Here is a 25,037-nt window from a genome sequence, read left to right as displayed (position 1 = left end):
ATTACGATAAGTAAGCGGCGTCTGCTTCTACACCATCATACTCTTCAAATTCTACCTCTACATGCTCTTTTAAGATAGTAGAAAGTTTGAGTCCAAAGTAATCGCTAAAAATAGGAAAAGAATGGTGGCTACGGTCTATCAGTACAGCCGTGCGCATCTTTTTCAGAGGCGTATTTAAAAATAATCCTAAGCCATAAGCCAATGTGCGACCACTATTCAGCACATCGTCTACCAATACAATTACTTTATCTTGCGCAAGGCTCAGATCTTGATCAGCACTGGCGTCTAGCTGCCGTTTGAGTTTGTCGATCTGCACGCGCATCAGTTCGATGTTCATCTTTGGGGCAATTTCCTGCAACAGTTTCTGTAGCCGTTGTGCAAATACATAACCTCTATCAGCAATCCCTACCAGTACGATGTCTGTCTCATCAAAATTATCTTCTATAATCTGATATGCAATACGTTTAGATTTTTGATGGATCTGCTCTTTATTTAAAACTAGTGTTTTTGTCACTGACATAATTGTAATGGGATTGAATGCTATAAAAATAGGAAATCTTTCAAATAAAAAAGTCTGAATGTGACACACATTCAGACTTAAAGTATTTTAAAACTCTGTAAAAAGAGCTGTTTAGTTCAGGTTGCTATCTTCTTCGCTACCGATATTTGCCATCATAACGCGATCTTGATCTACCTTAGGGCGTCCGCCACTAAAGTAATAGCGACGCCAATACGCTTCGTCCAGATTACTCACCATCACTCCTTTGCTCGAAGATGCATGGGCAAATTGGTTGTCTCCCAAATAAACACCGACATGGGTGATGCTTCTACTCCGTATTTTAAAAAATACTAAATCACCTGGCTGCAGGTCATTTTTTTGTACAGTAGTTACATTGGCATACTGATTGCGACTATTGTAACCGATGGTTGTATTGAACACATTTTCGTATACGGCCAACGAAAACTTAGAACAATCGATACCACGCTTGGAGTCGCCACCTAACCGATAAGGTGTGCCGATCCACTCATATACAAATTGATAAAGCTTGGTGTTGGTAGTAGCGTTTACAGCGACGCCCATAATTTGTGAAAAGTACTCTTTGGCCAGATTATCCGGATCAGAGGATTTTGTTTGATTAGTTTGTGCCTGCGACACTAGACATAAGCCTATGAAAAGCATTGCTGCTACTAGTTTCTTTGTTTTCATTAAATCGCGTTTTCGCTGATGAATAAATGGATCATTAGGTGTAAATCCCCCAACTCTCTATGTATTTACCACAAATGTAATGTATAGATACGCGAGTTGCAAGAGAAATTATTTCAATTCTATGATAATTGTCGCAATCACGTACTTATCCCATACATGTGCTAAAAAGAATTAGCTAAATAACTTAAATTAAATATTTGTTTAATTTTCTGCTAATTATTTGGATTATTTAAAATAATACCCTTTATTTGTTGAAAGAATTTTATTTGCCATGCGCTCATCAATCACTATTATTACAATTATTACCACCGGGATTAGTTTGCCGGGGGAAGTTTTTGTATGGTAGCGATTCAACGTACTTAAGTTATACAAAAGCCTTCCTCCGAAAAGAGGGAGGCTTTTTTTATGGTGTTTATTTATCGTGATTATTAAATATATGAAAGTTTTAAAATTTGGAGGCACATCTGTTGGATCGGTAGCGAGTATTCGCTCTGTACTAAAAATCATTAAGAAATCATACGAAGCAGGCGAGAAGCCGATTATCGTTTTGTCGGCCATGTCGGGTATTACCAATACCCTACAGTCTATGGCAGAAGATGCTGCCTCTGGAAATCCTTTTGAGGAAGGGCTTTCGAAGATGGAGTCACTACATTTTGAGGTGGTGAAGGAATTGCTTCCAGTTAAGTTGCAGAATCCGGTATTCACACGTCTTAAACTTTTATTTAATGAAATCGATGCGCTGCTGCAAGGCGTAGCCGTATTGCAGGAGTTAAGTTTACAAAGTAAGGATTTGTTGATCTCTTACGGAGAGCGTTGCTCAACCTACTTGGTATCGAAGATCATGGAACAAGAAATTCCCGATGTCGCTTTTATAGATGCCTCATCTTACATCAAGACTGATTCTAATTTTGGACAGGCGAATGTAGATCAAGATCGTACTATACCACTAATTCAGGCGCTGAGCTATACACATGCCGATAAATTACTTTTTGTGACTGGATTCATCGGATCGAACGAAGCTGGGCGAGTTACTACGCTAGGCCGAGGTGGTTCTGATTATACAGCAGCAATTTTTGGAGCAGCACTAGATGCCGAGCGCATCGAAATTTGGACAGATGTAGATGGTATGCTTACGGCAGATCCACGCATAGTATCTAAAGCTTTTCCGTTGGCCACACTATCGTACACAGAAGCTATGGAGCTGTCTTACTTCGGTGCGAAGGTGATCTATCCGCCAACGATGCTACCGGCATTTACCAAAAAGATACCGATTGTAATTCGTAATACGTTTAAACCAGATTTTGACGGTACGGTTATACAGTTCGAAAGTGAGAAATCTCCGTATCCGATCAAAGGTATCTCGTCTATCGGCGATATCTCGGTCATTAATATGATTGGTAGCGGGATGATTGGCCGTACGGGATTTAGTGGTCGGTTATTTAGTTTACTGGCGCGCGAGCAAATAAATGTAATCCTGATTACACAATCTTCTTCTGAGCATAGCATTACTTTTGCGGTAAGCCCGCAAGACTCGCACAAAGCACAGCAATTAATTTATCAAGAGTTTGAGTTGGAGATCGCTGCGGGTAAGTTGATCTTGCCGCAGCCCGAATCAGGACTTTCCGTATTGGCGATCGTGGGCGAAAATATGAAACGCACACCCGGCATGTCGGGCAAACTATTTCAAGCACTAGCGCGCAATGGAATCAATGTGCGTGCGATAGCGCAAGGATCCTCTGAGTTAAATATCTCCGTCATCATCGATAAAGAAAACTTAGGGAAAGCACTTAATGCAGTACATGATGCGTTTTTCGCTCGGTTAAATAAAACATTACATGTCTTTAGCTTGGGTACTGGTAATATCGGCGCTACGCTGTATAAGCAATTGCGGGAGCAACATGATTTTCTTGTAGAACACAATGATATTGATATCAAAGTGGTAGGTATTGCCAACTCCCGAAATATGCATTTTGATGTCACGGGCATTGATCTTTCTGCCTGGGAATCCACTTTAGAGCAGCAAGGTGAAGTGTCGGATCTGGCCATCTTTGTAGAGCGTATGAAGCTGTTCAATCTACCAAACTGCGTGTTTATCGATAATACAGCAAGTGCGTTGCCATCTACTTACTATGAGGAGATTTTTAAAGCAAGTATCTCCATCGTTACGTGCAACAAGATCGCGAATTCAGGGTCCTTTACCAATTATAAACTGTTGCGTGATACTGCGCGTCGCTATGGCGTTGATTTCCATTACGAGACCAACGTGGGAGCCGGACTGCCGATCGTTAGAGTGCTCAAGGATCTGATGATGAGTGGCGATCGCTTACTCAAAATCGAAGCAATCCTATCAGGAACGATTTCTTATATCTTCAATAATTTCGTAGATGGCGTATCATTCTATGACGTGGTCAAGCAAGCTCAAGAGCTAGGTTACACAGAGCCGGATCCGAGAGACGATCTAGGCGGGGTAGATTTTATGCGTAAGATGTTGATTCTGGCTCGCGATGCCGGGCACGAAATCGAACCAGAAGATGTGGTTTTAGGGAATATTCTACCAGAATCATGTTTGGCAGCGACTTCGGTGCCCGATTTCTACGCAGAGCTACAGAAATCAGATGCGTATTTTAACGATCTGCGCGATCGCGCAGCGGCAGAGGATAAAGTGTTGCGTTATATTGGCAAGTTGGCTAATGGAAAAGTATTCATCGAGTTAGAAATGGTGGGGGCTGATCATCCTTTCTACTCCTTATCTGGTAGCGACAATATCATCTCTTTCACAACTGACAGATACAAGGTGCGTCCATTGGTGGTAAAAGGACCTGGTGCTGGTGCTGAGGTCACCGCCGCAGGCGTATTTGCCGATTTGGTAAACATCGGTGCATAAATAATAAGATCAAAGTACCTAACTAAAAAGATAAAATATGAATGAAGTTAAAAGTGCGGAGCTCATGGTAGATCAGCGAATAAATAAGGATAATATTTTGAATCAAGTGCGCGTATTCGCTCCGGCTACTGTTGCAAATATGATCTGCGGGTTTGATGTTTTGGGCTTCGCAGTGGAGGCTCCTGGCGACGAGGTGACGATGACGAAAGTCAAGCAGCTGGGCGTACGAATTACGTCGATTAAGGGCGACGATGGTCGACTTCCTCTCGATCCGGAGCAAAATACGGTTAGCGCGTGCGCTATGAAAGTGTTGGAGGATTTGGGATTGGCAGAAGAATTTGGTGTCGAAATCGAATTGGTAAAGCACATGCCGATCGGAAGCGGATTAGGATCTAGTTCGGCGAGTACCGTAGCCGGCGTATTTGCGGTCAATGCCTTATTAGGAAATCCATTAACCAAAGAAGAACTATTGCCGTACTGCATAGAAGGCGAAAAGTTGGCCTGCGGACATGGGCATGCCGATAATGTCGCTCCGGCTTTGATGGGTGGAATAACCCTTATTCGCTCCTACGAACCTTTAGATATTGTGCCATTGCCTGTTCCGGCAGGAATGTATGCAGGAATAGTATTTCCACATGTAGATGTGCCAACGAGAGACGCCCGACAGCTCATCAAGGAGCGTGTGCCACTAAAGGATGCTGTAGTGCAATGGGGCAATGTGGCAGGATTGGTTGCAGGTCTGTACCAAAATGATTTTGCGTTGATCGGCCGTAGCATGCAAGATGTGATCATCGAGCCAGTACGTGCTATTCTGATTCCGCAATTTGCGGAGATGAAGGCCATTGCGATGTCATATGGTGCTTTGAGTTTTGGTATTTCAGGATCTGGACCATCTGTAGTGGCGATTACGCAAAGCGAAGCCGTGGCGAAAACTATCACTATTGCAATAAAGAACCACCTTGATAAGCAGGAGATAGATTGTAATACCTACGTTTCAGCCGTAAATACAGAAGGTCCAAGATTATTAGATTAAATAAGTTTACAGAAGATGAAATTTTACAGTACCAATAATAAAGCGTTACGCACTGATTTTAAAAATGCGGTATTCCACTCACTTCCCGCAGATAAGGGATTATATATGCCCGAAGAGATTCCCAAATTAGATCCCTTGTTTATCAAAAATATCACGCAATATTCCCTGCAAGATATTGCGCTAGAAATTGCAAAACTTTATGTAGGTGAAGATATCCCCGAAGCAGCGTTGAAAGATATCGTGGCAGATGCTATTAATTTTGACGCACCTATCCACTTTTTGGATAGCGAGACCGGTGTACTCGAATTATTCCATGGCCCATCCTTTGCTTTCAAAGATTTCGGAGCACGTTTCATGAGTCGGATTATGGGCTATTTCTCCAAAGCAGACGATCAACTGTTGGACGTATTGGTGGCTACCTCTGGCGATACAGGCGGTGCCGTGGCGCTAGGTTTTCTAGATGTACCTGGCACACGCGTCACGATTCTCTATCCGAAAGGCAAAGTTTCTAAAGTGCAGGAACAACAGTTGACTACCAACGGAAAAAATATACGTGCTATAGAAATAGATGGTACATTTGATGATTGCCAGGCTTTGGTAAAGCAAGCATTCAATGATTCGGAAGTGAACCAACAATTGCGACTAACTTCCGCCAATTCTATTAATATATCTCGACTAATTCCGCAAACCTTTTACTATTTCTGGGCATATGCACAACTACGCTTGCAAGGTATTAAGGAGGTCGTGTTTACGGTGCCAAGTGGTAATTATGGAAATATTGGAGCCGGATTGCTTGCCTATAAAATGGGTTTGCCAGTAAAAAACTTTGTTGCTGCTACCAATGCCAATGATACGGTACCTCGTTTTTTAAATTCAGGCAAGTACGAACCAAAACCATCGGTACAAACCTTGGCCAATGCGATGGATGTAGGAAATCCAAGCAATTGGGTGCGTATTCAAGATCTCTTTGATCATGATTTATCGGCTTTACAACATTTGATTCGGACCTACACGTACAATGATGAAGAAACGCTAAAAGGCGTACAAGAGATATATGATAAGTATGCTTATGTGGCCTGCCCGCATACAGCAATAGCGTATCTAGCAGCTAAAGCACATCGCGGAGAATATCCAGGAACATATGCATCTGTGCTACTTTCGACGGCACATCCTTGCAAATTTCCAGATGCGATCCCTGCAGATGTATTTCAGCACGTGCAGCTACCTGTAGGCGCCGAACATTTCGATAGCAAAGAAAAGCAAGCTATATCGATGTCCGCCAATTATGATACTTTCAAGCAATATTTAATGAGCAATAAATAAAATTAAAATCGCGCCTTAGGGAGATACCATTTGCATCAATAAGGCCGTCAGCCAAGCGGCATACGTACCAATCGCGTAACTAAATACGCATAAAATTACAGCCGCGGAGATCAACGAAGGGTGGAAAGCTGAAGCTGTCAATGAGGCCGAAGCTACGCCTCCTACGTTGGCCATGCTGCCCAATGCGAAGTAAAAGAAAGGTATCTTAAAGTACCAGCCCACAATAAATAACAACACTGCGTGAAACAACAACCATATAAAACCTACAAAAAATAATCCCAGATTATCGCTGATGGCCATAATATCCATCTGCATACCGATGGTGACGATGAGTAGGTATAGCAAAACAGTTGCTAACTTGGAGGCACCAGCGTATTCCAGTTTACGTGCGGAAGTAAAAGAAAGTCCAATACCGATGAGCGTGGCAAATAATATAATCCAAAAGAAGGTATTAGTTAAAGATAGATTGGCTAGCGAGGGATGATGTGTTTGGACGTATATCGCGATTGGCTCCGCTAGAAAAGTGGCTAAACCTGTACCGCCTAGTGCAAAGCTGAGCATTAGAATCAAATCTTTGACCTCGGGACTACGCTTATTTTGCTGTTCTCGCTGCTGCATTTTTGCAGTGAGCAAAACCACATCGGCACTATCTGCCCTAAACCAGCGATCTATTCGCTCAAACCGCGAAGCACCGTACAGCAAGACAGCCATCCACAGATATGCCACAAATACATCGACCGCGATGATCGCCGAGAAAAGCTTTGTAGATGGTTGCACAATCTCTCGAACCGCCAATTGATTGGCACTACCACCAATCCACGAACCTGCTAACGTACCCAAACCACGCCAAACCGCATCAGCGCCGACACCACCAACCGTGTCTGGAGAAAAAAGAGCTGTTACCCATACAGCAAACGGGCCACCGATTATAATGCCTACAGTCCCAGTAATAAACATGATGCCAGCGCGCTTACGTAAAGACCATAATTCTTTAAAATCCAGATTCAATAAGAATAGAATGAGGCATGATGGTAATAGGTATCGACTGCCAATCTGCGGTAGGGGAGATTGAGCACCATCAAAAACACCAGCCGAATTGAAGATTCCTGGTAAGAAATAGCATAGCAATAGCGGTGGAATAACTCGGTAAAACCCGACGACATATTTATTTTGTAGCGAAGAACTATAAAATACGAATCCTAAAATCGATAATAATATTCCGAGAATGACTGCCTGATCAGTAATAACAGCAGTTACGTATAGTATTGGAATTTGCATGGATAGTTTTAATTTGCTTATTTATTTTGAATGTAGTGATTTTATATCAGCAAATAGTTTTTTAAAAATTGTGCACCTTTTCGATAGTCATAGTTTGGTGAAAATACAACCTTAACCTTACGTATACATGGGCATGCAGTAACGACAACGTATTGAGCACCAATTCAGTCGTACGCAGAATTGTTAAAATCATAGTGCTAATAATTTTTAAATAATAGTTCTAAAATAAGTTTAAAAGAAATATATTTACTTAATTATTAACATCAGATGTGATTCGTATTTTAATCTTCATATTTTCGATTATTAACGCTTCGGGGCAGTCATTTCAAGCGCCTGCGCTATTAGGAATGGGCAATATATCTGCCGCATACTATGGCTTGCATAGCACAGTAGCCAATCCTGCGGGGATAGCGCGGCAGCAAGACTATGGTATCAGCATAGCTTACCAGCGGCACTATTCTTTGTCGGATTTTAATACTTTCGGTGCCTATGGAGCGATTCCTATTTTAAAGAATGGTTCACTAGCTGCACAAATTAATCAATCTCAAAGCTCAAACTTCTTAAAGGAAACTACTTGGGGATTAAATTATTCACTGCTTTTTGGTGGTAGGTGGAGTGCGGCATTAGGCTTTCAGCAGCGTCGAGCAGCTTGGCAAGATATAGCAGTAGTAGCCACTCACCAGATAACCGCCGGAGTTCAGTATGAGCATAATAATTTGCTAATTGGCGGATATCTTAAAGAAATACCCATAGCAAAGTCGTCAGAAGCTATGGCTCCTTCAAGGCCGCTTGAAGTACTTCTTGGTGTGAGCTATTTGTTTTCTGAGCAAGTTTATTGGGCCACAGATATTTGGTGGCAACAAGAGGAGAGTCCGGAGCTTCGTACCGGTTTAGAATATCGTTTTCATCGATTTTATCGTTTGCGAGGTGGAATATCAGCCCAACCAGTACAATATTACTTAGGAGCAGGACTGGGCCGTCGACATTTGTACTTAGACCTGGCCGCGTCGATTCACCGAGAATTAGGCGCTTCGCCGCAATTAGGATTGTCATATGTGTTCTAACCGTACTGGGCTTTGGGTATTCTTGCTGTCGTTACTAATGATAAAGGCGCAGGCACAAAATCTTGAAGATGCCTTTATGGAGGAGCAAATATTGGAGCAGCTGGTGGAAGAGTTGGCACCCGATATGGATGTAAGCGATATTTTAGAGCGTCTTCGCCAATACCTCGTCCGGCCGCTCGATCTCAATCGAGCTACAGTGCAAGATTTTGCTGCGATGGTCTTTTTGAGTCCGCTTCAGATAAACAACTTGATGCTTCACCGTCAATATAGTGGGCAATTCATCTCGGTAATGGAATTGCAAGCAATAGATGGGTTTGATATCAAAACGGTACGCCTATTACAGCGATTTGTTCGCGTCGGTTCGAATAGCGAGTGGCGGAAATTGTCTTTGCGTAATATTTTGCTAAAGAGTAATTACGAAATAATGGTGCGGTATGGTCGTGTTTTAGAAACCCAACGGGGCTATCAGATTTCTGATGAAAATCGTGCGCGCTATTTGGGCTCGCCAGATCGCATAGCTACGCGAATTAGGATGAATTATGATAATCGTCTAGAAGTAGCAATAAATATGAACAAGCATGCGGGCGAACCGTTTTTTCGGTATGAACAGCGGTACGGTTTTGATTTTTATTCGGGAAGTATATTGCTCAAGGATATGGGCCCTTTCAAACGTATTGTTATTGGCGATTATGCTTTGCAATTGGGGCAGGGATTGATTTTGTGGAATGGTTTACACTTTGGTAAAGGGGCATGGATGGCTAGCATAGCGCGGCAGGGTGCTGGATTATTACAATACAAGTCGCTCAATCAAAGTAACTTCATGCGAGGTGCATCCGCAGTAATTGCATTTCAAAATTGGTCGGTCACTCCTTTTGTAGCCTTGAATAAGTTGAACGGTAATGTGATAGAAATGGATGATCGACGCGAGATTCGTACTATCAACTATTCGGGATACAGCCGCACGCCGACTGAGCAAAGTTACCGTCGTGCGATCAATCAATATGTATACGGTGCGAATATGGCGTATCAACGGGAAAGATTAAAATTTGGACTTACTTGGTTATCCACCGTATTCGATGGGTACATCCAGCCTAATAATGACTTGCGAAATCGGTTTTCTTTTGAAGGAGATCAGCTTACTAATGTTGGTGTCTACTATAACTACACCTTTGGAAATACCTATTTGTACGGTGAAGCTGCGCACAGCGTAGGTAGTGGGTATGCTACGAATAATGGACTGATGGCAAGTATTCATCCAAAATTGACCGTCGTCGCAAATCATCGCTATTATGAAGCGAATTATCATCATTTTTTTGCTCAATCAATAGGAGAATTGTCTACGCTAGGGAATGAACATGGCTTTTATTCCGGACTGATGTATCATCCGTCGCGGCAGATAGAGTGGATTAATTACCTTGATGCGTTTCGTTTTCCTTGGTTACGTTTTCGAGCAGATGCACCTTCGTCAGGGGTTGATTTTCTGTCTCAGTTTTCATACATCTGGTACAAAAAGGGTAGGCTCACCTTTAGATTGAGGCATCGGCTTCGCCAAGAAAATGTAACCGATCCTTCGAGGCCAGAGAATTTACAGGCCGACATGATTCGTAATCAAGGACGCGTAGATTTTCAATATAAGCTCAATAGTACTTGGGCGGTACGATCTCGTGCCGAATTATCCTACTATTTTAAAGAGCTGACTTCACGGGAGTTCGGAGTATTGGTGTTTCAGGATATTTTGTGGAGCAGTCCAAATAATAAAATCTCGGGCAACGCCCGCTTGGCATATTTCACAACAGAATCTTTTGATTCTCGTATCTATGCGTATGAGCAAGATGTGCTGTATGCAGCGTCTTTTCCGATGTACTATGGTAAAGGTTGGCGAACGTACGCCAACATGCGTTGGCGAATATCTAGGCGTACTGATCTGTGGGCGCGATACGCCATTACAAAATTACCTGGTGTAGAAACCATTGGTTCGCAATTGGATACCATCGAAGGAGATCAGCGTAGTGAAATCCGTCTACAAATGAGGTACAGGTGGTGAGTAGGCCGGTTATTCGATTGGAAGCGGATGATATGCCGTTTTTGAAAGTATTGATCACCTACTTACTAGGAGTTATTTTGGCACAATGCTTTTCCTGGACGCATGATTTAGTGCTTTGGATGATGGGTGTATCTTTTAGCCTGCTGTTGTTGCTGCTCATATCTTTTTTTCAAGCAATGCCAGCAAAGGTTATTACATTATTTTTATACAGTAGCTGGATCACTTTAGGAATGCTGCAATATGGTCGGTCGCTGCCCGAAAATAAAATCGATTTCGTAGCAGATCGAGACTTTATGCAACTTGTTGGTCAGGTAGCGGATGAGCCATTGGAAAAGAAAAGTACAATGCGAATGCGCGTATCTTTGTTGGCAGGAATTGATTCTTCGGGTACTATCCATGCAGTTTCTGGGCAAGTGCTCCTCACCGTTTACAAAGATAGTGCACTCTATCAGCAGCCAAAGTATGGAGATCAATTACAGTTTGCTGCCAATTTACAGCGCATAGCGCCGCCATACAATCCGAAGGAATTTGATTACAAAAATTATTTGGCTAATCGTGGAATTCACCATCAACAACGATTATCTTCTACTCAACTTGTAATCTTGAAGTCGCACACTACTTGGTACAATTATGTGCTGTATTTGAAAGAATATGTCGTTGCACAGTTTCGGGCAAACATCGGCGATCAAACTGCCTTTTCTATAGCTTCAGCGCTCGTATTTGGGTATCGTGCCGAGATGGATGCTGAAATTTATTCAACCTTTACTAGTACAGGAACAATTCACATCCTCAGCGTTTCGGGAATGCACGTGGGTATGGTTTTTATTTTGCTAACCTTTCTGTTGCGACCATTGGATCGCTGGAAAGTTGGCCGGTCGCTCCGTTTCATATTGGTGCTGTCTTTTATATGGCTATATGTTGTACTTACGGGCATGGCACCGCCCATATTGCGCGCAGGCATTATGATAAGTTTCCTTGTCATGGGCCAATGGTATGGTCGAAGACAACAGAGCTTAAATGCATTGTTTGCATCTGGCTTTTTTATTTTATGGTATGATCCCAAGATGCTTTTCGAAGTTGGCTTTCAATTGTCGTATCTCGCGATGCTGGGTATATTTTTGATTTTTCCACTGCTGCGGTCATGGTACCTTCCACGCAATCGTTGGCTACGCGTTGGGGTAGAGTATAGTTATATATCTATAGCAGCACAACTCGTGACCACTCCGTTAACGTTGTATTACTTTGCACAATTTCCAAATTATTTTCTACTGGCTAATCTCCTCATCACAATTCCGGCTACCGTGATCATGTACATTGGTGTTGGTCTGATGTTGCTGCCGATTCCCGTTGTTGCGCAGCTACTGGGTACGTTGGAAGGTTTTGCTATTCAAATCATGGTTACTACTTTACAGTGGATCGGAGATTTGCCCGGTGCGATCTGGCAGGGCTTCTCCTACACCACTTCACAGGTAATAATACTATTTGGAGCACTAACGTCCTTTTTCATTGCGGCAAATTACCGTATGAAGATCGCGTTGTATGCGCTTTGCGCTATCATTTTATTTCTAATGATCACCTCTTTGTGGCAATGGAACGATAAGATCAATTATCAGGGAGTATATATTTATCAAATGCGGCAGCATGTAGCAATTGCATGGTACGAGCGCGAAAAAGTAATATTGTTTAGCACGTTGGATTCTTTAGAACATCCCAGTATCCAATATGCAGTCATGCCGCACTTGCGATCCTATCGGCCAACTGATCAGATTCACTTGGTAAAGATCCCGGGCAAGGAAAATTGCTTACTGACGTTGGGTGAAGCAACGTTATATGTGTGGAATATTGGCGCTTACAATCCGCCAGCAGATGTTGCGCTGATTCTAGTTCGAAACAATAACAGATTAACACCTGATCTAACATGCAATAAGGCTCTGCATATACTCGACGGTAGCAGCAGAAATTTTTATATCTCCAAAAATAGTACAGAACTAAATGATCAAAGCGTAGACTACTACACCTTAAAGGATAATTTTGCTTATGTTTGGAAGACAGATTAAATGAATCCGACCAGCCTTTCCATATTAAAGCAGTATTGGGGATATGACCAATTCAGGCCGCTTCAAGAGGAGATTATCCACGCAGTGCTGATGCAGGAAGATACGTTGGCATTAATGCGACGGGTGGCGGCAAATCGATTTGTTTTCAAGTGCCTGCCATGCTTCAAGAAGGGATATGTATCGTAATCTCTCCCTTGATAGCGCTTATGAAAGATCAAGTCGAGCGCTTGCGGAAGCAAGATATTCAGGCAGTAGCCATTTATTCGGGTATGACTAAGCGTGAGGTCGATATTACGCTAGACAATTGTATCTTCGGAAACATTAAATTTCTATATCTGGCACCCGAAAGATTGTACTCAGACATTGTCTGGGAACGGATTCGCCACATGAAGGTGAATCTTTTTGCGATCGACGAAGCGCATTGTATCTCCGAGTGGGGGTACGATTTCAGGCCTTCCTACCTTCAGCTGCATCGGTTGCGAGAATTGCATCCCAACATTCCTTTTTTGGCATTAACGGCGACTGCTACCGAACGCGTAATAGTCGATATTCAGGAGAAATTGTTGTTTCCCAAGTCGAATGTACTTACCAAGAGTTTCAACCGAGAAAATCTGGGATATATGGTGCTACCTGAAGAGGATAAGATGGGCAGGATGATGCGTGTGATTCAAAAAATTGGAGGCAGCGGGATTGTGTATGTCCGGAACAGGCGCGAGACACAAGAGGTTTCACGTTTTCTAATGAATCAAGGTATCTCGGCTGATTTTTATCACGCAGGTCTGGATATGCCAACACGCTCCGAAAAACAACAGCGATGGGCGAGTAATGCTACTCGTGTAATCGTCGCGACGAATGCCTTTGGTATGGGGATTGACAAAGCTGATGTACGGTTTGTTATTCATCTCGATATACCAGATACGCTTGAAGCATATTATCAGGAAGCGGGTAGGGCAGGACGTGACGGCAAAAAAGCGTTTCCCGTACTTTTGTACAATCAGGAAGATAGAGATCGACTGTGGTCCAATTTGGAATCGTCCTTTCCAGAGGTAGCATTTATTCAGCAGGTTTATCATCAGTTAGCAAACTATTTTCAGATCGCGTACGGTGCCGGCTTAGGGACGGTACTATCTTTTGATGTAGTGGACTTTGCTAAAAAGTACAAATTCGATTTACTACCTACGCTGAGCGCTCTGAAATTTTTAGAACGTGATGGCTGGCTAAGTTTATCTGAGGCGGTCTTTATCCCTTCACGATTAAAGTTTGAAGTAGATTATCAGGAATTATACAAGTTTCAGGTGCAGTCTGCCAAGTTCGACCCATTGATAAAACGTATCTTACGAAGTTACGGTGGTGCTTTTGACTTGTTCGTACCTATTAATGAATATGAATTTGCCAAGGCGCTAAGTGTGCCTTACCAAGAGATCGTACATATGCTGCAAACGATGCAACAGATGGAACTCATAACTTATATGCCAAAAACGGACGCTCCACAATTACAATTTTTACATCCTAGAATTGATCGTAAAAACTTGCATGTTGATACGGCTTTTATCCGAGAAAGAAGGCGAATAAAAGAAGAGCAGACTAAAGCCGTATACCAATATCTGGATACAACACACTGTCGAAGTACAGCGTTGTTAACTTATTTTGGCGAGCATAGCACTACACCATGCGGTGTGTGCGACCTTTGTTTGGTAAATGCGCATCGCGGAAAAATTTCGTCCCAAATTAGGGAGCAGATTAAAAACTTACTTCTAGAAAAACCTTTGTACTTGCAAGAGCTGATTGATCAAATTAGTATCGGTTCCGAAAAAGCAAAACTGGACGTGTTTAGAAGCTTATTGGATGAAGAGCAAATCATTCTCAAAGAAGATCTGTACTATTGGAGTGTGGGGTTTTGATACCCCCACTGTTCTTTAAATTCCGATTACTTGTTTCAATCGCGCATAACCCGATTTGCTGATATTGACTTTGTCTCCCGAATGCAAAATCGCAATGTAGCTATCCTTTTCCATCGGTTCGATCTTCGCGAGCTGATCTACTTTGATCATAAACGAGCGGTGTATCCTGACGAATTGTTTGGCATCAAGCTGCTTCTCAAAAGAGCTCATTGTTTTATTTTTTAAAAACATGCCCTCTGTGGTGTGGATTTTTACATAATCGTCGTAGGCTTCCAAAAAGTTGATTTGCTGCACCGGAATGATTTTGATCTGCGAACCATTTTTTACGACGATCCGTTCCAGACCTTGTTCTTCCATAGATTCTTGCAATTGATCGCTACTTTTCTTGGCTTTTGGGTCAGTCGTACTATTAAAGTTGTTTTTGAACTTGTCCAAGCTTTTCTCGAAGCGATCCGGGCTAATTGGCTTCAATAAATAATCCACGGCATTTTTTTCAAAGGCCTTGATGGCAAACTCATCAAATGCGGTAGTGAATATAATATGCGGTTGATCGTCCAATAATTCCAACATTTCAAAACCCGTTAATTTGGGCATCTGTATATCCAGAAATACCAAATCAGGTTTGTGCTGTTGTATGGCTTTCACTCCTTCGAATCCGTCGTTGCACTCGGCCACAACATCAAATTCGGGATGCGATTGCAAGTATTCTAATAATATGCTTCTGGCTAATGGTTCGTCGTCAATCAGGATGGTCTTAATCATATTGAGGTATTCTTAAAGTGGATATGAACGTGTTATTATCGGTATTGGTAATTAAGAGATCGGTGCGGCCAAAGAGTAAGTAAAGCCGTCGTTGTATGCTAGATAAACCAAATCCGGTGCCGCTCTTGTTTTCAAACTGATCTATATCAAAAGGATTGGTAATCACGATAAACAGCATATTTTCCTCCTTATATGCATCAATAGTAATGAGCACATCACCCGTTACATTATACAGTCCAAATTTAATGGCATTTTCCAGTATCGGTTGAATAATCATGACCGGTACTTTCGATACTAAAATAGATTCGTCATAATCAAAGATCGTTTTTAAGCGATGTCCAAAACGTACCTTTTCGATGTCTAAATACAAACGTAAGTGCTTCAATTCATCTTCTAACAAAATAAATTGCTTTTCGTCTTTTCGCAAAGTGCCCCGCAAGAAGTCCGATAATTGAAAAGTCATGCTTCGAGCTTCCTGCGGCTTGCTCCCAATGAGCGCGATGATCGAATTGAGGCTATTGAATAAGAAATGCGGTTGTAGTTGTTGGCGGAGATTATACAACTCGGCATCACGTACCATCCGTTCGGACTGTGCTTTGCGCTCTTTATTTTCCTCGTATTCTTCTTGGATGTTCCAAAAAATGTTGATAATCATGATACAAGTGATCACCAAAAAATTGATCACGAAACGAAAAGGCATGCTGAACGTCAGGTAAACCACCTGTTCGGGCGAAAATACCTGCAAAAGACAAAAACGCGTACAGAAAACACTGATCGCACTGAAGATGATAGCAAAGCTAAATAGCTTCCAGAATTGCTTGTTTTTAGGTAAATAGAATTGCAATGAAGTATAAATCAAATACGATGTGCCCGTTATCACCAGTGCACTGATGGCGCCATCGTATAGAATCGTTTCAAAGGGAACTTTGACCCACCACAATAGCCCATAAACGACCAAGAAGTACAAAACACAAATAATCCACGATGAAGTGTGGATCAGCCATTTTTTCGATTTGGGATACTGCGTCTGCGTCATAAATAAGATACTTATCAGTTGTTCTTAATCGTCAATCCGCCAAAAATGGATGTTCCGGTGATATAAATCTTTTTGTTCTTATCGGTCGTAATGTCCAACATTGGCCGCCGATCATCCAGCTCACCAAAGATAGAGGCAACGTTGCTTGATACTTGCCAGTGCGGAGGAATAATAATTTTAGTACTTCCAAAAAGTTGAAACGTGTCCAACACCACAGCTTGCCTGATATCTGCCTGCAAAAAATTGATTTTCGTACTGCCAAATACACTGGTGATGGTGCCGCCAAGGAAATTGGTAGTTAATAGTGATTTTTTGGTATCGCTAAAAAAGGTATCTACTTTTAAATAGCTATCATGCTGCGCGCTGTAATTTGCATAAGCGGCAGAGCCTGTAGACGAATGGCTGTCTACAGGCTGGCTCGATGCGGTATAATTACCAGTCGGAGGAAAAATTTCGCCGCTGGCATAATCGGGATCTACTCGTTTGTCCCAATCATATTCGTCATCCGGTCGATTAGGATGCTCTGGTGGCAATGGTGGCACTACACGATTTCGCTTTATAAGATAAATACCAATGGCAATTACCATTGCCGGGATAAAAAACTTTCCAAAAGACATTCCGACCAAGTCTTTTAGCAAGAAAATAGAGCCAATAGCGATCAGTATTACCGAAGATTTCTTCTGAAATTTAGAATTGACTCCAATCACCAAACCAATGACAATCAGGATCATTTCCCAGCCAAATATCCAGCGAGGAAAGATGTCGAGTCGCATATTCTTAAGAAGGAGTGCGAGTCCGAATAAGATAATAAACGCACCTGCGAAATTTGTCGTATTATTAGACTTTGGTGGGCGGTTATCGTTATTTGTGTTTTGTGTACTCATGACGTTGTGTTTATTGTTCCTATGATGATTCGAAAGTAGATCGAAAAATTCAGCTAAACGAGCTGAAATAGGCATCCTAGGTGTTTTTTTCGGTAAACGTGCACTATTAATCGGTGAAATATTTTAGACGCATCGCTAACCAAAGTCAATTCAATTACGCGAATATGTAAAAATTAATTAACTTTTTTTATGCCATAATTTGGCCTGATGATTTTATTTATTATATATTTATGCAAGAAAATAAAGCATAAACTTAATTTATCTGACTAATCTAATGGGAGATTTTGAAAACAAAGAACGCGAAGAGGTATTTTCAAAAAAGGTGAGAGCGGGGAAACGTACTTATTTTTTTGATGTTAAAGCAACTCGGTCAAACGACTATTATGTGACCATCACAGAAAGTAAAAAACGTTTCGAAGATGGCCAATTTATCAAACACAAAATCTTTCTTTATAAAGAAGATTTTGAGAAATTCGCGGAAGGTTTGCAAGATGTCGTTAGTTATATCAAAAATAACCAAGAGGTAGTCGAGAAAAGATATGAAGGTGCTCCAGAAGATGGTGTATTCGAAAGAACAGGTACCTATGGTGACGCCAAAGAAAATTTCTCCTTTTAAAGTATGATTCTTAGATATAGATAAGCCACACCTAGTACGTGTGGCTTTTTTTGTATAACTATATTTTGGTATTGCTCAGTGCAGTGCTATATTTTTTCTATTTTCGTAGCAAAACGTAAAATCTTATTATGTATAAGTTTTCTAGTGTCGCAGCGTTGATGCTGTGCTTTCTCGCTATTAGTCATTCAGTGGCGCAAACGAAACGGTTAAATTATGCTCAATCTTGGGGACAAGAAGCTTCTCTAACCAAGCCGCTACGTCAATACAGAGGTTGGGCAGATGCCAATCACTATATCGTAGGTGATAATAGCACGCTTTACAAAGTACATGTAAAAACGGGAGTAGAGACATCGTATACGTATCCAGCCGATAAGTCGACCAAAGTAGCTGTGGACAAAAATGATGTGGTGATTACATTTGCGAATGGACAAACAAAGCAACTAACTAATTCTCCTGAGATTGAGGAGAAAAATCCCACCTTATCTCCGGATGGAAAGTACGTAGCATTCACCAGGGAGAATGATTTGTACACAGTAGAGGTATCTTCCGGCAACGAGATTCGCTATACAACAGATGGGTCTGATGTAGTATACAACGGTTGGTCATCTTGGGTTTATTATGAAGAAATACTAGGAAGGTCTACACAATACAAAGCATTTTGGTGGTCGCCCGATAGCAAGCGTCTGGCTTTTATGCGATTTGATGATTCGGAAGTGCCCATGTTCCCGATTTATGCTTCACCCGGCCAACATGGTTATGTAGAAAAGACGCGATATCCAAAAGCCGGAGACAAAAATCCAACCGTGCGTGTAGGTTTTGTAGAAGTGGTCGGATCTCCTGTGGTATGGGCTGATTTTAATGAAGAAGACGATCAATACTTTGGTCAACCATACTGGAGTTTCAATAGCCAGTCCATCATGGTGCAGTGGATGAACCGCGATCAAACCAATTTAAAATTTTATCAGGTAAATCCAGTAGATGGTACCAAAGTCGCTACTTACGACGAAACGCAGCCAACCTGGATCAATTTGGATCACGATGAGCGTATCACATACCTAGCTGACAACAAGCATTACATCTTAAAATCGGATAAAACGGGATGGGCACATTACTACCTATACAACTTAGATGGTAAAATGATCAATGCACTTACCACTGGCGATTGGCAAGTGAGTAGCATTGCACATATTGACGAGAAGAACAAGATATTTTACTTCAATGCCAGAAAGGAAAACTCTGCAACGTCTGATCTTTACCGGGTAGATTTTAATGGAAAAAACCTTAAACGTCTAACCTTTGGCGATTATACACATCGGGTAAAGGTATCGCCAGATGGCAAATACTTCATAACCGAGTACTCCAACGTAGAGACACCGACGAAAGTGGCATTGGTTGATATGAATGGTAAAATAGTACGAGAACTAGAGGATAGTAAATCGGCAGATTTTGAGCAATATAAGGTGGGCAAAACAGTTTATTTTACTATTCCATCTGCAGACGGGCAGTATGATTTGCCTGTAATCGTCACCTATCCAACGGATTTTGACGAGACAAAGCAATACCCTGTCATTATGAGTATTTATGGCGGGCCCGACGCCGGTAGCGTGCGCAATACTTGGAAAGGTACAGCGAAGCAGTACTGGGCTAACGAAGGAATTATCCAAATCGAATGTGATCACCGCGCTTCAGGTCATTTTGGAAAACAAGGCGTAGCGTTGATGCACCGTAAATTAGGACATTGGGAACTGATCGACTACGGAACCGTGGCACAATGGTTAAAGGCCAAACCTTGGGTAGCCAAAAACAAATTACTGATTACAGGACACAGTTATGGCGGATATATCGTTTGCATGGCTCTCACCAAAGGATCTTCTGATTTTGATTTTGGCATCGCTGGCGCTCCGGTCACGAGCTGGGAGCTGTATGATTCGCACTATACAGAGCGTTGGATGGATACACCACAAGATAATCCTGACGGATATAAGCAAGGATCAGTGCTTACACACGTAAATGGGTATAAAGGCGGTCTTCGTTTGATGCACGGTGATTTGGATGACAATGTACATCTGCAAAACTCGATCCAGCTGGTAGATGCTTTGACCGATCGTGATGTGCCCTTTGAATTTATGATCTATCCGGGCAGCAGGCATGGTTTTGAGCGTCGGAAATCAGCGTACGACTTCAAAGAGCGCGTTCGTTTTTATTATGAATATTTGTTAGAAAAACCAGTTCCAAAAGAACTGAAATAGCAACTTATTATTAGACGCCTATTATGTCTATGTTACAATTTTTAAAGGAAAGTACTTTTCGCGCAAATGACGTCATCACGCGCAGTATAAGTATATTGAGCCGGCACTATATCTCGATCGCAGGATTGTGCCTACTGTTGTTTTTGGTTTCCAATCTGTCGACTCTGTTATCCATCTATTTCGATGGCTATGCCAACCTGGTCAAGGTAGGTATGTTATTGTTATTTGTATTTTTATACTTTAGCTTGCAACTCGTGTTGTTGAAGCGCGCTGTGCATTTGGTGAAAGAAGAACCTTCTATCGGCCTATGGAAATATTTGCCTTCATTTTGGCAGTTTTCACAATACATTGGCGGTTTGATCGTGTACTCCATATTAGCAGGATTTGTCTATTTGCTCATGTACGTTTTATGCTTTCCATTGTTATATCTGGATATTGATATGGATACCATTCGCAATGAAATCCACCCTTTATTGACCGGTTTTGTCATGCTTATAGTCGTGTTGCGTACTATATTTTATCCTTTCTTTATTATAGAACAGCAAGCAGGTACATTTAAAGCTTACAAATTTAGCCTAGCCCTTACGCGCGGCAATGTTTTTCGTTTAGCAATAATCGTCTTTGCCGTAGCTTTTACACATTTGCTGATGGTGAGTGCTGAGTATTTTAATTACGTTTTGGTAGCCAAGATTTTTAGTGTTATTAACTCATTTGTGATGATTCCAATGGTAAGCATCGTAATGTCGGTTGTGTATGTTGATATGATGAAGAGCTATGCGGGCAGCGATGACCCTTCGTTGATAGATAATTTAATTTAGTGTCGGACGATTTGATGAAAAAAAACATAGCCATTTTGGGCTCTACAGGAAGTATTGGTACACAAGCCTTGGAAGTGGTAGATGCGTTCCCCGATAGATTTACAGTTAGCGTACTGACCGGCGGTAGAAATATTGAGCTACTGATTGCACAAGCGATAAAATACAAACCTAAGTATGTCGTGGTGGCGCACGATGAGGCAATACATCAGCTAAAGGCAGGTCTTGTAGGTTTGGATATTATTATTCTTTCGGGAAATCAGGGCTTGGTAGAAGTTGTGCAAGACCCGGCTATTGATCTGGTTTTAAACGCTATTGTTGGCTCTGCTGGTCTGGAGCCGACGTGCAAAGCTATATGTAGCGGCAAAGATATTGCATTAGCTAATAAAGAGACGCTTGTGGTGGCGGGCGAGCTGGTGATGGGGTTGGTTAAAAAACACGGCGTACAAATGTTGCCGGTAGATTCCGAACATTCCGCTATATTTCAATGTTTGGTGGGCGAGCATTTGAATCCGATAGAGAAAATATTCTTAACAGCATCTGGAGGACCATTTCGCGGCCAAGATCGTGCATTTTTAGCCGGAGTAACTAAGGAGCAAGCCCTAAAGCATCCAAATTGGAGCATGGGCGCAAAGATTACGATCGATTCTGCTTCGCTGATGAATAAAGGTTTGGAAGTGATCGAAGCGAAATGGCTATTTGATCTGAAGGCCGAGCAAATTGATGTTGTAGTGCATCCGCAATCTATTGTGCATTCGATGGTACAATTTCAAGATGGTTCTATCAAAGCGCAGCTTGGCTTGCCTGACATGAAATTACCTATTCAGTACGCCATGGCCTACCCAACTAGAGTTTGTAACGATTTCGAGCGATTTGACTTTGCTAAATACGGTTGTTTAGATTTTCATAAGCCGGATATGGAAACGTTTCGTAACTTGCAATTGGCTTTTATCGCCATGGAAAATGGCGGTAACCAACCCTGTGTCTTAAATGCGGCAAACGAGGTAGTAGTCGAAGCGTTTTTACAGGATCAGATCTCTTTTCTGGGAATGAGTGATGTGATTGAGAAGACAATGGCCAAGATCGGTAACCAGGTGGTAAAATCTTTGGAAGATTACCTCTGGAACGATCAAGAAGCTAGGCGGATAGCACATACCTTTTTAGAATAAATGACGTTATAGATATTGATTTGGTCGGAAAGGCCTCTAATAATATGATTTTAAATTTTCAATGGGAGTATTAGTAATGATCGGGCAAGTCCTCTTGGGCCTGTCTTTGTTAATCGTGTTGCACGAGTTAGGACATTTTCTCGCAGCGCGAGCATTTGGTATCAAAGTAGAGAAGTTCTATTTGTTTTTCGATGCTTGGGGTGTCAAGCTATTTAAATTTAATTATAAAGGCTGCGAGTACGGTATTGGTTGGCTTCCGCTGGGCGGATACGTGAAGATTGCCGGCATGGTCGATGAATCGATGGATACAGAGCAGTTGAAGCAAGACCCGCAACCTTGGGAATTTCGTTCTAAACCAGCTTGGCAACGGCTGATCGTGATGTTAGGCGGTATCATCGTGAATGTCATTGTAGGTGTGTTCGTCTTTTGGATGCTTACCTTTCATTATGGTGTCACTGATATTGATAACACCAAGTTGACAGACGGCGTGGTACCTGGAATCGTGGGTAAGGCCGTCGGTATAGAACCTGGCGACCGTATTTTAAAAGTTAATGGGCAAGTACCACAGCATTTTGCACAAGATCTTTTAAATACAGACGTGCTTTTTGGCGGTGCTACATTGACAGTAGAGCGAAATGGTGAATCTATCGATCTATTAATGCCAGCAGATATGGGTAATATGGTCGCCGAGCATAAAGCCAATGAATTTATCCAACCACGAAGAAGAATCGCTCCGATAGATGAAGTGGTTGCCGATTATCCTGCTGCAAAGATGGGCATCTTAGCTGGCGATAGTATCGTAAGTTTGAATAGCCAATCGGTACTTTTTCAAGATCAGGTAAGTAATGTGCTAACAGCACATGCTGGTAAACCGATTCAGGTTGAGGTAATTCGAGAAGGACAGCAAGTAGCATTATCAGGAACGGTATCTGCCGAAGGAACTCTCGGTGTGCTGTACAGCGCAGCGGCAAGTTCATTGCCGATCGTAAGGTATAATTATGGTTTTTGGGAGTCATTGCCACTTGGTTCTCAAAAAGCATTTGGAGTTATTACTGATAATATCAAAGGATTTGGTAAAATTTTTCGGGGTGACTTAAAAGCAGATAAAGCATTATCTGGACCCGTAGGTATTGCTACGATGTTTGGTACCGAAGTAGATTGGGCACGTTTTTGGAGTCTTGTCGGACTGATCTCGATGGCGCTAGCATTTATGAATTTATTGCCAATACCTGCTTTAGATGGTGGGCATGTGGTATTCCTATTAGTAGAAATGATCCAAGGTAAGCCTTTGAGTGATGCATTTCTAGAAAAAGCGCAGATGGTGGGCTTCTTTATTCTCGTTGCCTTAATGATCTTCGTATTTGGTAATGATATTTTTAAACTGACGCAATAAATCATAGTATCAGCCTTGCTTTTGAAGGTTAATTATCATAAGACAAAAAGCCTGCTTCATGAAGAAGTAGGCTTTTTGTCTTTTATTGTAATAAATATGCCTTTAATCTTCTAAAAGATCGGGTCTACGTTCGGTAGTTCGCTGCAGTTGCTGCTCATGTCGCCATGCCGTGATCTTCGCTTCGTTGCCACTCAATAGGATGTCGGGCACGCGATGTCCACGCCATTCTGCTGGACGAGTATAGATCGGTGCATCCAATAAACCATCCTGAAAAGAATCAGAAAGTGCTGAGGTTTCGTCCGATAATACACCAGGAAGTAGACGAACAACGGCATCCACTACAATTGCAGCTGGAAGTTCTCCGCCCGATAATACATAATCACCAACAGAAAGCTCTTGAGTGACATAAATGTCGCGAATACGTTGATCAATACCTTTATAGTGACCGCACAATATCATCACATTTTTCTTTGCAGAGTAAGAGTTAGCGATATCCTGATTCAATGTCTGACCATCAGGGGTCATATAGATAATTTCATCGTAATGCCGTTCAGCTTGTAGTTTTTCGATGCAATTGGCAAATGGTTCAATCTGCATCACCATACCTGAACCGCCACCGTACGGATAATCATCTACCGATTTTTGTTTATTGGTGGAGTACTCACGCAAATTGTGGACATGGATCTCCGCCAAACCTTTTTTCTGTGCACGTTGCAATATAGAGTGCGCAAAAGGGCTATCCAGCAGATTGGGCAATACGGTAATGATGTCGAATCTCATGTAGCAAAGGTAGAGCAAAAACTTGATTTAAGATAGCAGTGTAAATAGCTATTTGTTACAGAATTAATCAAATACTTTGAAAAGAGTGGATTAAGATAGTAGTGTCAATGCGGCTTTACGATAATGAAAAATTATATGTTTGCCTGAATACTCGATTAGCTAGGACTTTTCAAATTGCTAGCCTATTCCAAAATAAAAGTGCTTTAGGAAGATAGGTTAAAATAATTGACCATATATATTGTACGTCAATAATCTGCTAAGTAAACAACATACTATTAATTCATTAAAAAATTATTTAATTAACCTTTGTTTTAAAAAATGTAATTTACGTATATTGTGATCTTCTAACTATTAATTATTTATACTTACTAAACAGGTAATGAAGCAAAAACTACTTAGCTTTCTTGTGCTGTGTTCGATTACAATAGGGTCGGCACTAGCGCAGAACAGAACAGTGTCTGGTAAAGTGACCTCTGTATCTGGCGGGAATCCGCTGGCAGCGGTTACGGTGACCGTCGTAGGGTCAACAAATTCGACACAGA

20 protein-coding genes are annotated in these 25,037 nt (G+C 41.8%); 13 read left to right on the top strand and 7 right to left on the bottom strand.

The window, feature by feature from the left end; genetic code table 11:
- Position 1: 1 nt before the first annotated feature.
- On the bottom strand, positions 2-520 hold the full coding sequence (locus tag A0125_RS12320; RefSeq protein ID WP_066756627.1) for a phosphoribosyltransferase family protein: 519 nt from the start codon (positions 518-520) through the stop codon (positions 2-4).
- A gap of 111 nt (positions 521-631) precedes the next feature.
- Complete coding sequence (locus tag A0125_RS12315; protein WP_066756624.1) at positions 632-1,207, bottom strand: C40 family peptidase; 576 nt, start codon at positions 1,205-1,207, stop codon at positions 632-634.
- A 436-nt stretch (positions 1,208-1,643) separates the two neighbouring features.
- Here A0125_RS12315 and thrA point away from each other — a divergent pair, with 436 nt between their 5' ends.
- From thrA to thrC, 3 genes are read left to right on the top strand one after another with little or no spacing between them, the layout of a single operon-like run.
- Positions 1,644-4,091, top strand: coding sequence for a bifunctional aspartate kinase/homoserine dehydrogenase I (thrA, locus tag A0125_RS12310; RefSeq protein WP_066756621.1), 2,448 nt, complete (start codon positions 1,644-1,646; stop codon positions 4,089-4,091).
- A gap of 37 nt (positions 4,092-4,128) precedes the next feature.
- A complete protein-coding gene (locus tag A0125_RS12305; protein ID WP_082785029.1) occupies positions 4,129-5,124 on the top strand; it encodes a homoserine kinase in 996 nt (331 codons plus the stop codon).
- 15 nt (positions 5,125-5,139) lie between these two features.
- Positions 5,140-6,447, top strand: a complete 1,308-nt coding sequence (thrC, locus tag A0125_RS12300) for a threonine synthase (RefSeq protein WP_066756618.1) — start codon at positions 5,140-5,142, stop codon at positions 6,445-6,447.
- A 15-nt stretch (positions 6,448-6,462) separates the two neighbouring features.
- Here thrC and A0125_RS12295 read toward each other — a convergent pair whose 3' ends face one another.
- Positions 6,463-7,725, bottom strand: coding sequence for a DUF819 family protein (locus A0125_RS12295; protein ID WP_066756614.1), 1,263 nt, complete (start codon positions 7,723-7,725; stop codon positions 6,463-6,465).
- Positions 7,726-7,994: 269 nt separating this feature from the next.
- On the opposite strand from A0125_RS12295, the gene A0125_RS12290 reads away from it, so the two are divergent.
- From A0125_RS12290 to A0125_RS12275, 5 genes are read left to right on the top strand one after another with little or no spacing between them, the layout of a single operon-like run.
- Positions 7,995-8,789, top strand: a complete 795-nt coding sequence (locus tag A0125_RS12290; protein WP_066756611.1) for a hypothetical protein — start codon at positions 7,995-7,997, stop codon at positions 8,787-8,789.
- A 37-nt stretch (positions 8,790-8,826) separates the two neighbouring features.
- Entirely contained in the window at positions 8,827-10,833 is a 2,007-nt protein-coding gene (locus A0125_RS12285; RefSeq protein ID WP_066756608.1) for a helix-hairpin-helix domain-containing protein, read from the top strand.
- Positions 10,830-12,890: a ComEC/Rec2 family competence protein gene (locus tag A0125_RS12280; RefSeq protein WP_156472541.1), complete on the top strand. Its 2,061-nt coding sequence runs from the start codon at positions 10,830-10,832 to the stop codon at positions 12,888-12,890. The genes A0125_RS12285 and A0125_RS12280 overlap by 4 nt, the downstream gene beginning before the upstream one ends.
- Positions 12,891-13,076, top strand: a complete 186-nt coding sequence (locus tag A0125_RS16555; protein WP_317038821.1) for a hypothetical protein — start codon at positions 12,891-12,893, stop codon at positions 13,074-13,076.
- Positions 13,049-14,791: a RecQ family ATP-dependent DNA helicase gene (locus A0125_RS12275; protein ID WP_410528183.1), complete on the top strand. Its 1,743-nt coding sequence runs from the start codon at positions 13,049-13,051 to the stop codon at positions 14,789-14,791. The genes A0125_RS16555 and A0125_RS12275 overlap by 28 nt, the downstream gene beginning before the upstream one ends.
- Before the next feature lie 15 nt (positions 14,792-14,806).
- Here A0125_RS12275 and A0125_RS12270 read toward each other — a convergent pair whose 3' ends face one another.
- The 3 genes from A0125_RS12270 to A0125_RS12260 are packed head-to-tail and all read right to left on the bottom strand — an operon-like array spanning position 14,807 to position 17,473.
- On the bottom strand, positions 14,807-15,553 hold the full coding sequence (locus tag A0125_RS12270) for a LytR/AlgR family response regulator transcription factor (RefSeq protein WP_066756602.1): 747 nt from the start codon (positions 15,551-15,553) through the stop codon (positions 14,807-14,809).
- Positions 15,546-16,589 (bottom strand): sensor histidine kinase, encoded by a 1,044-nt coding sequence (locus tag A0125_RS12265; RefSeq protein WP_066756599.1) that lies wholly within the window; start codon positions 16,587-16,589, stop codon positions 15,546-15,548. The genes A0125_RS12270 and A0125_RS12265 overlap by 8 nt, the downstream gene beginning before the upstream one ends.
- A gap of 14 nt (positions 16,590-16,603) precedes the next feature.
- Positions 16,604-17,473, bottom strand: coding sequence for a LiaF transmembrane domain-containing protein (locus tag A0125_RS12260; protein WP_197464873.1), 870 nt, complete (start codon positions 17,471-17,473; stop codon positions 16,604-16,606).
- 274 nt (positions 17,474-17,747) lie between these two features.
- Here A0125_RS12260 and A0125_RS12255 point away from each other — a divergent pair, with 274 nt between their 5' ends.
- The 5 genes from A0125_RS12255 to rseP all read left to right on the top strand — a co-directional run bounded on the left by A0125_RS12255 (position 17,748) and on the right by rseP (position 23,715).
- Positions 17,748-18,089, top strand: a complete 342-nt coding sequence (locus A0125_RS12255) for a DUF3276 family protein (RefSeq protein ID WP_066756594.1) — start codon at positions 17,748-17,750, stop codon at positions 18,087-18,089.
- A gap of 128 nt (positions 18,090-18,217) precedes the next feature.
- A complete protein-coding gene (locus tag A0125_RS12250) occupies positions 18,218-20,338 on the top strand; it encodes a S9 family peptidase (protein ID WP_066756591.1) in 2,121 nt (706 codons plus the stop codon).
- Between the two features lie 29 nt (positions 20,339-20,367).
- Positions 20,368-21,156, top strand: a complete 789-nt coding sequence (locus A0125_RS12245) for a hypothetical protein (RefSeq protein ID WP_066756589.1) — start codon at positions 20,368-20,370, stop codon at positions 21,154-21,156.
- Between the two features lie 14 nt (positions 21,157-21,170).
- A complete protein-coding gene (locus tag A0125_RS12240; RefSeq protein ID WP_066757254.1) occupies positions 21,171-22,322 on the top strand; it encodes a 1-deoxy-D-xylulose-5-phosphate reductoisomerase in 1,152 nt (383 codons plus the stop codon).
- Positions 22,323-22,383: 61 nt separating this feature from the next.
- On the top strand, positions 22,384-23,715 hold the full coding sequence (gene rseP / locus A0125_RS12235) for an RIP metalloprotease RseP (protein ID WP_066756586.1): 1,332 nt from the start codon (positions 22,384-22,386) through the stop codon (positions 23,713-23,715).
- A gap of 102 nt (positions 23,716-23,817) precedes the next feature.
- On the opposite strand, the gene trmD is transcribed toward rseP, so the two are convergent.
- Positions 23,818-24,495, bottom strand: coding sequence for a tRNA (guanosine(37)-N1)-methyltransferase TrmD (gene trmD / locus A0125_RS12230; RefSeq protein ID WP_066756583.1), 678 nt, complete (start codon positions 24,493-24,495; stop codon positions 23,818-23,820).
- Positions 24,496-25,037 lie beyond the last annotated feature (542 nt).

The organism is Sphingobacterium populi (genome assembly GCF_001586775.1).
Lineage (GTDB): Bacteria > Bacteroidota > Bacteroidia > Sphingobacteriales > Sphingobacteriaceae > Sphingobacterium > Sphingobacterium populi.
Note: the sequence above shows the minus strand (reverse complement) of the source record. Positions and strands in the feature narration are given on the sequence as shown.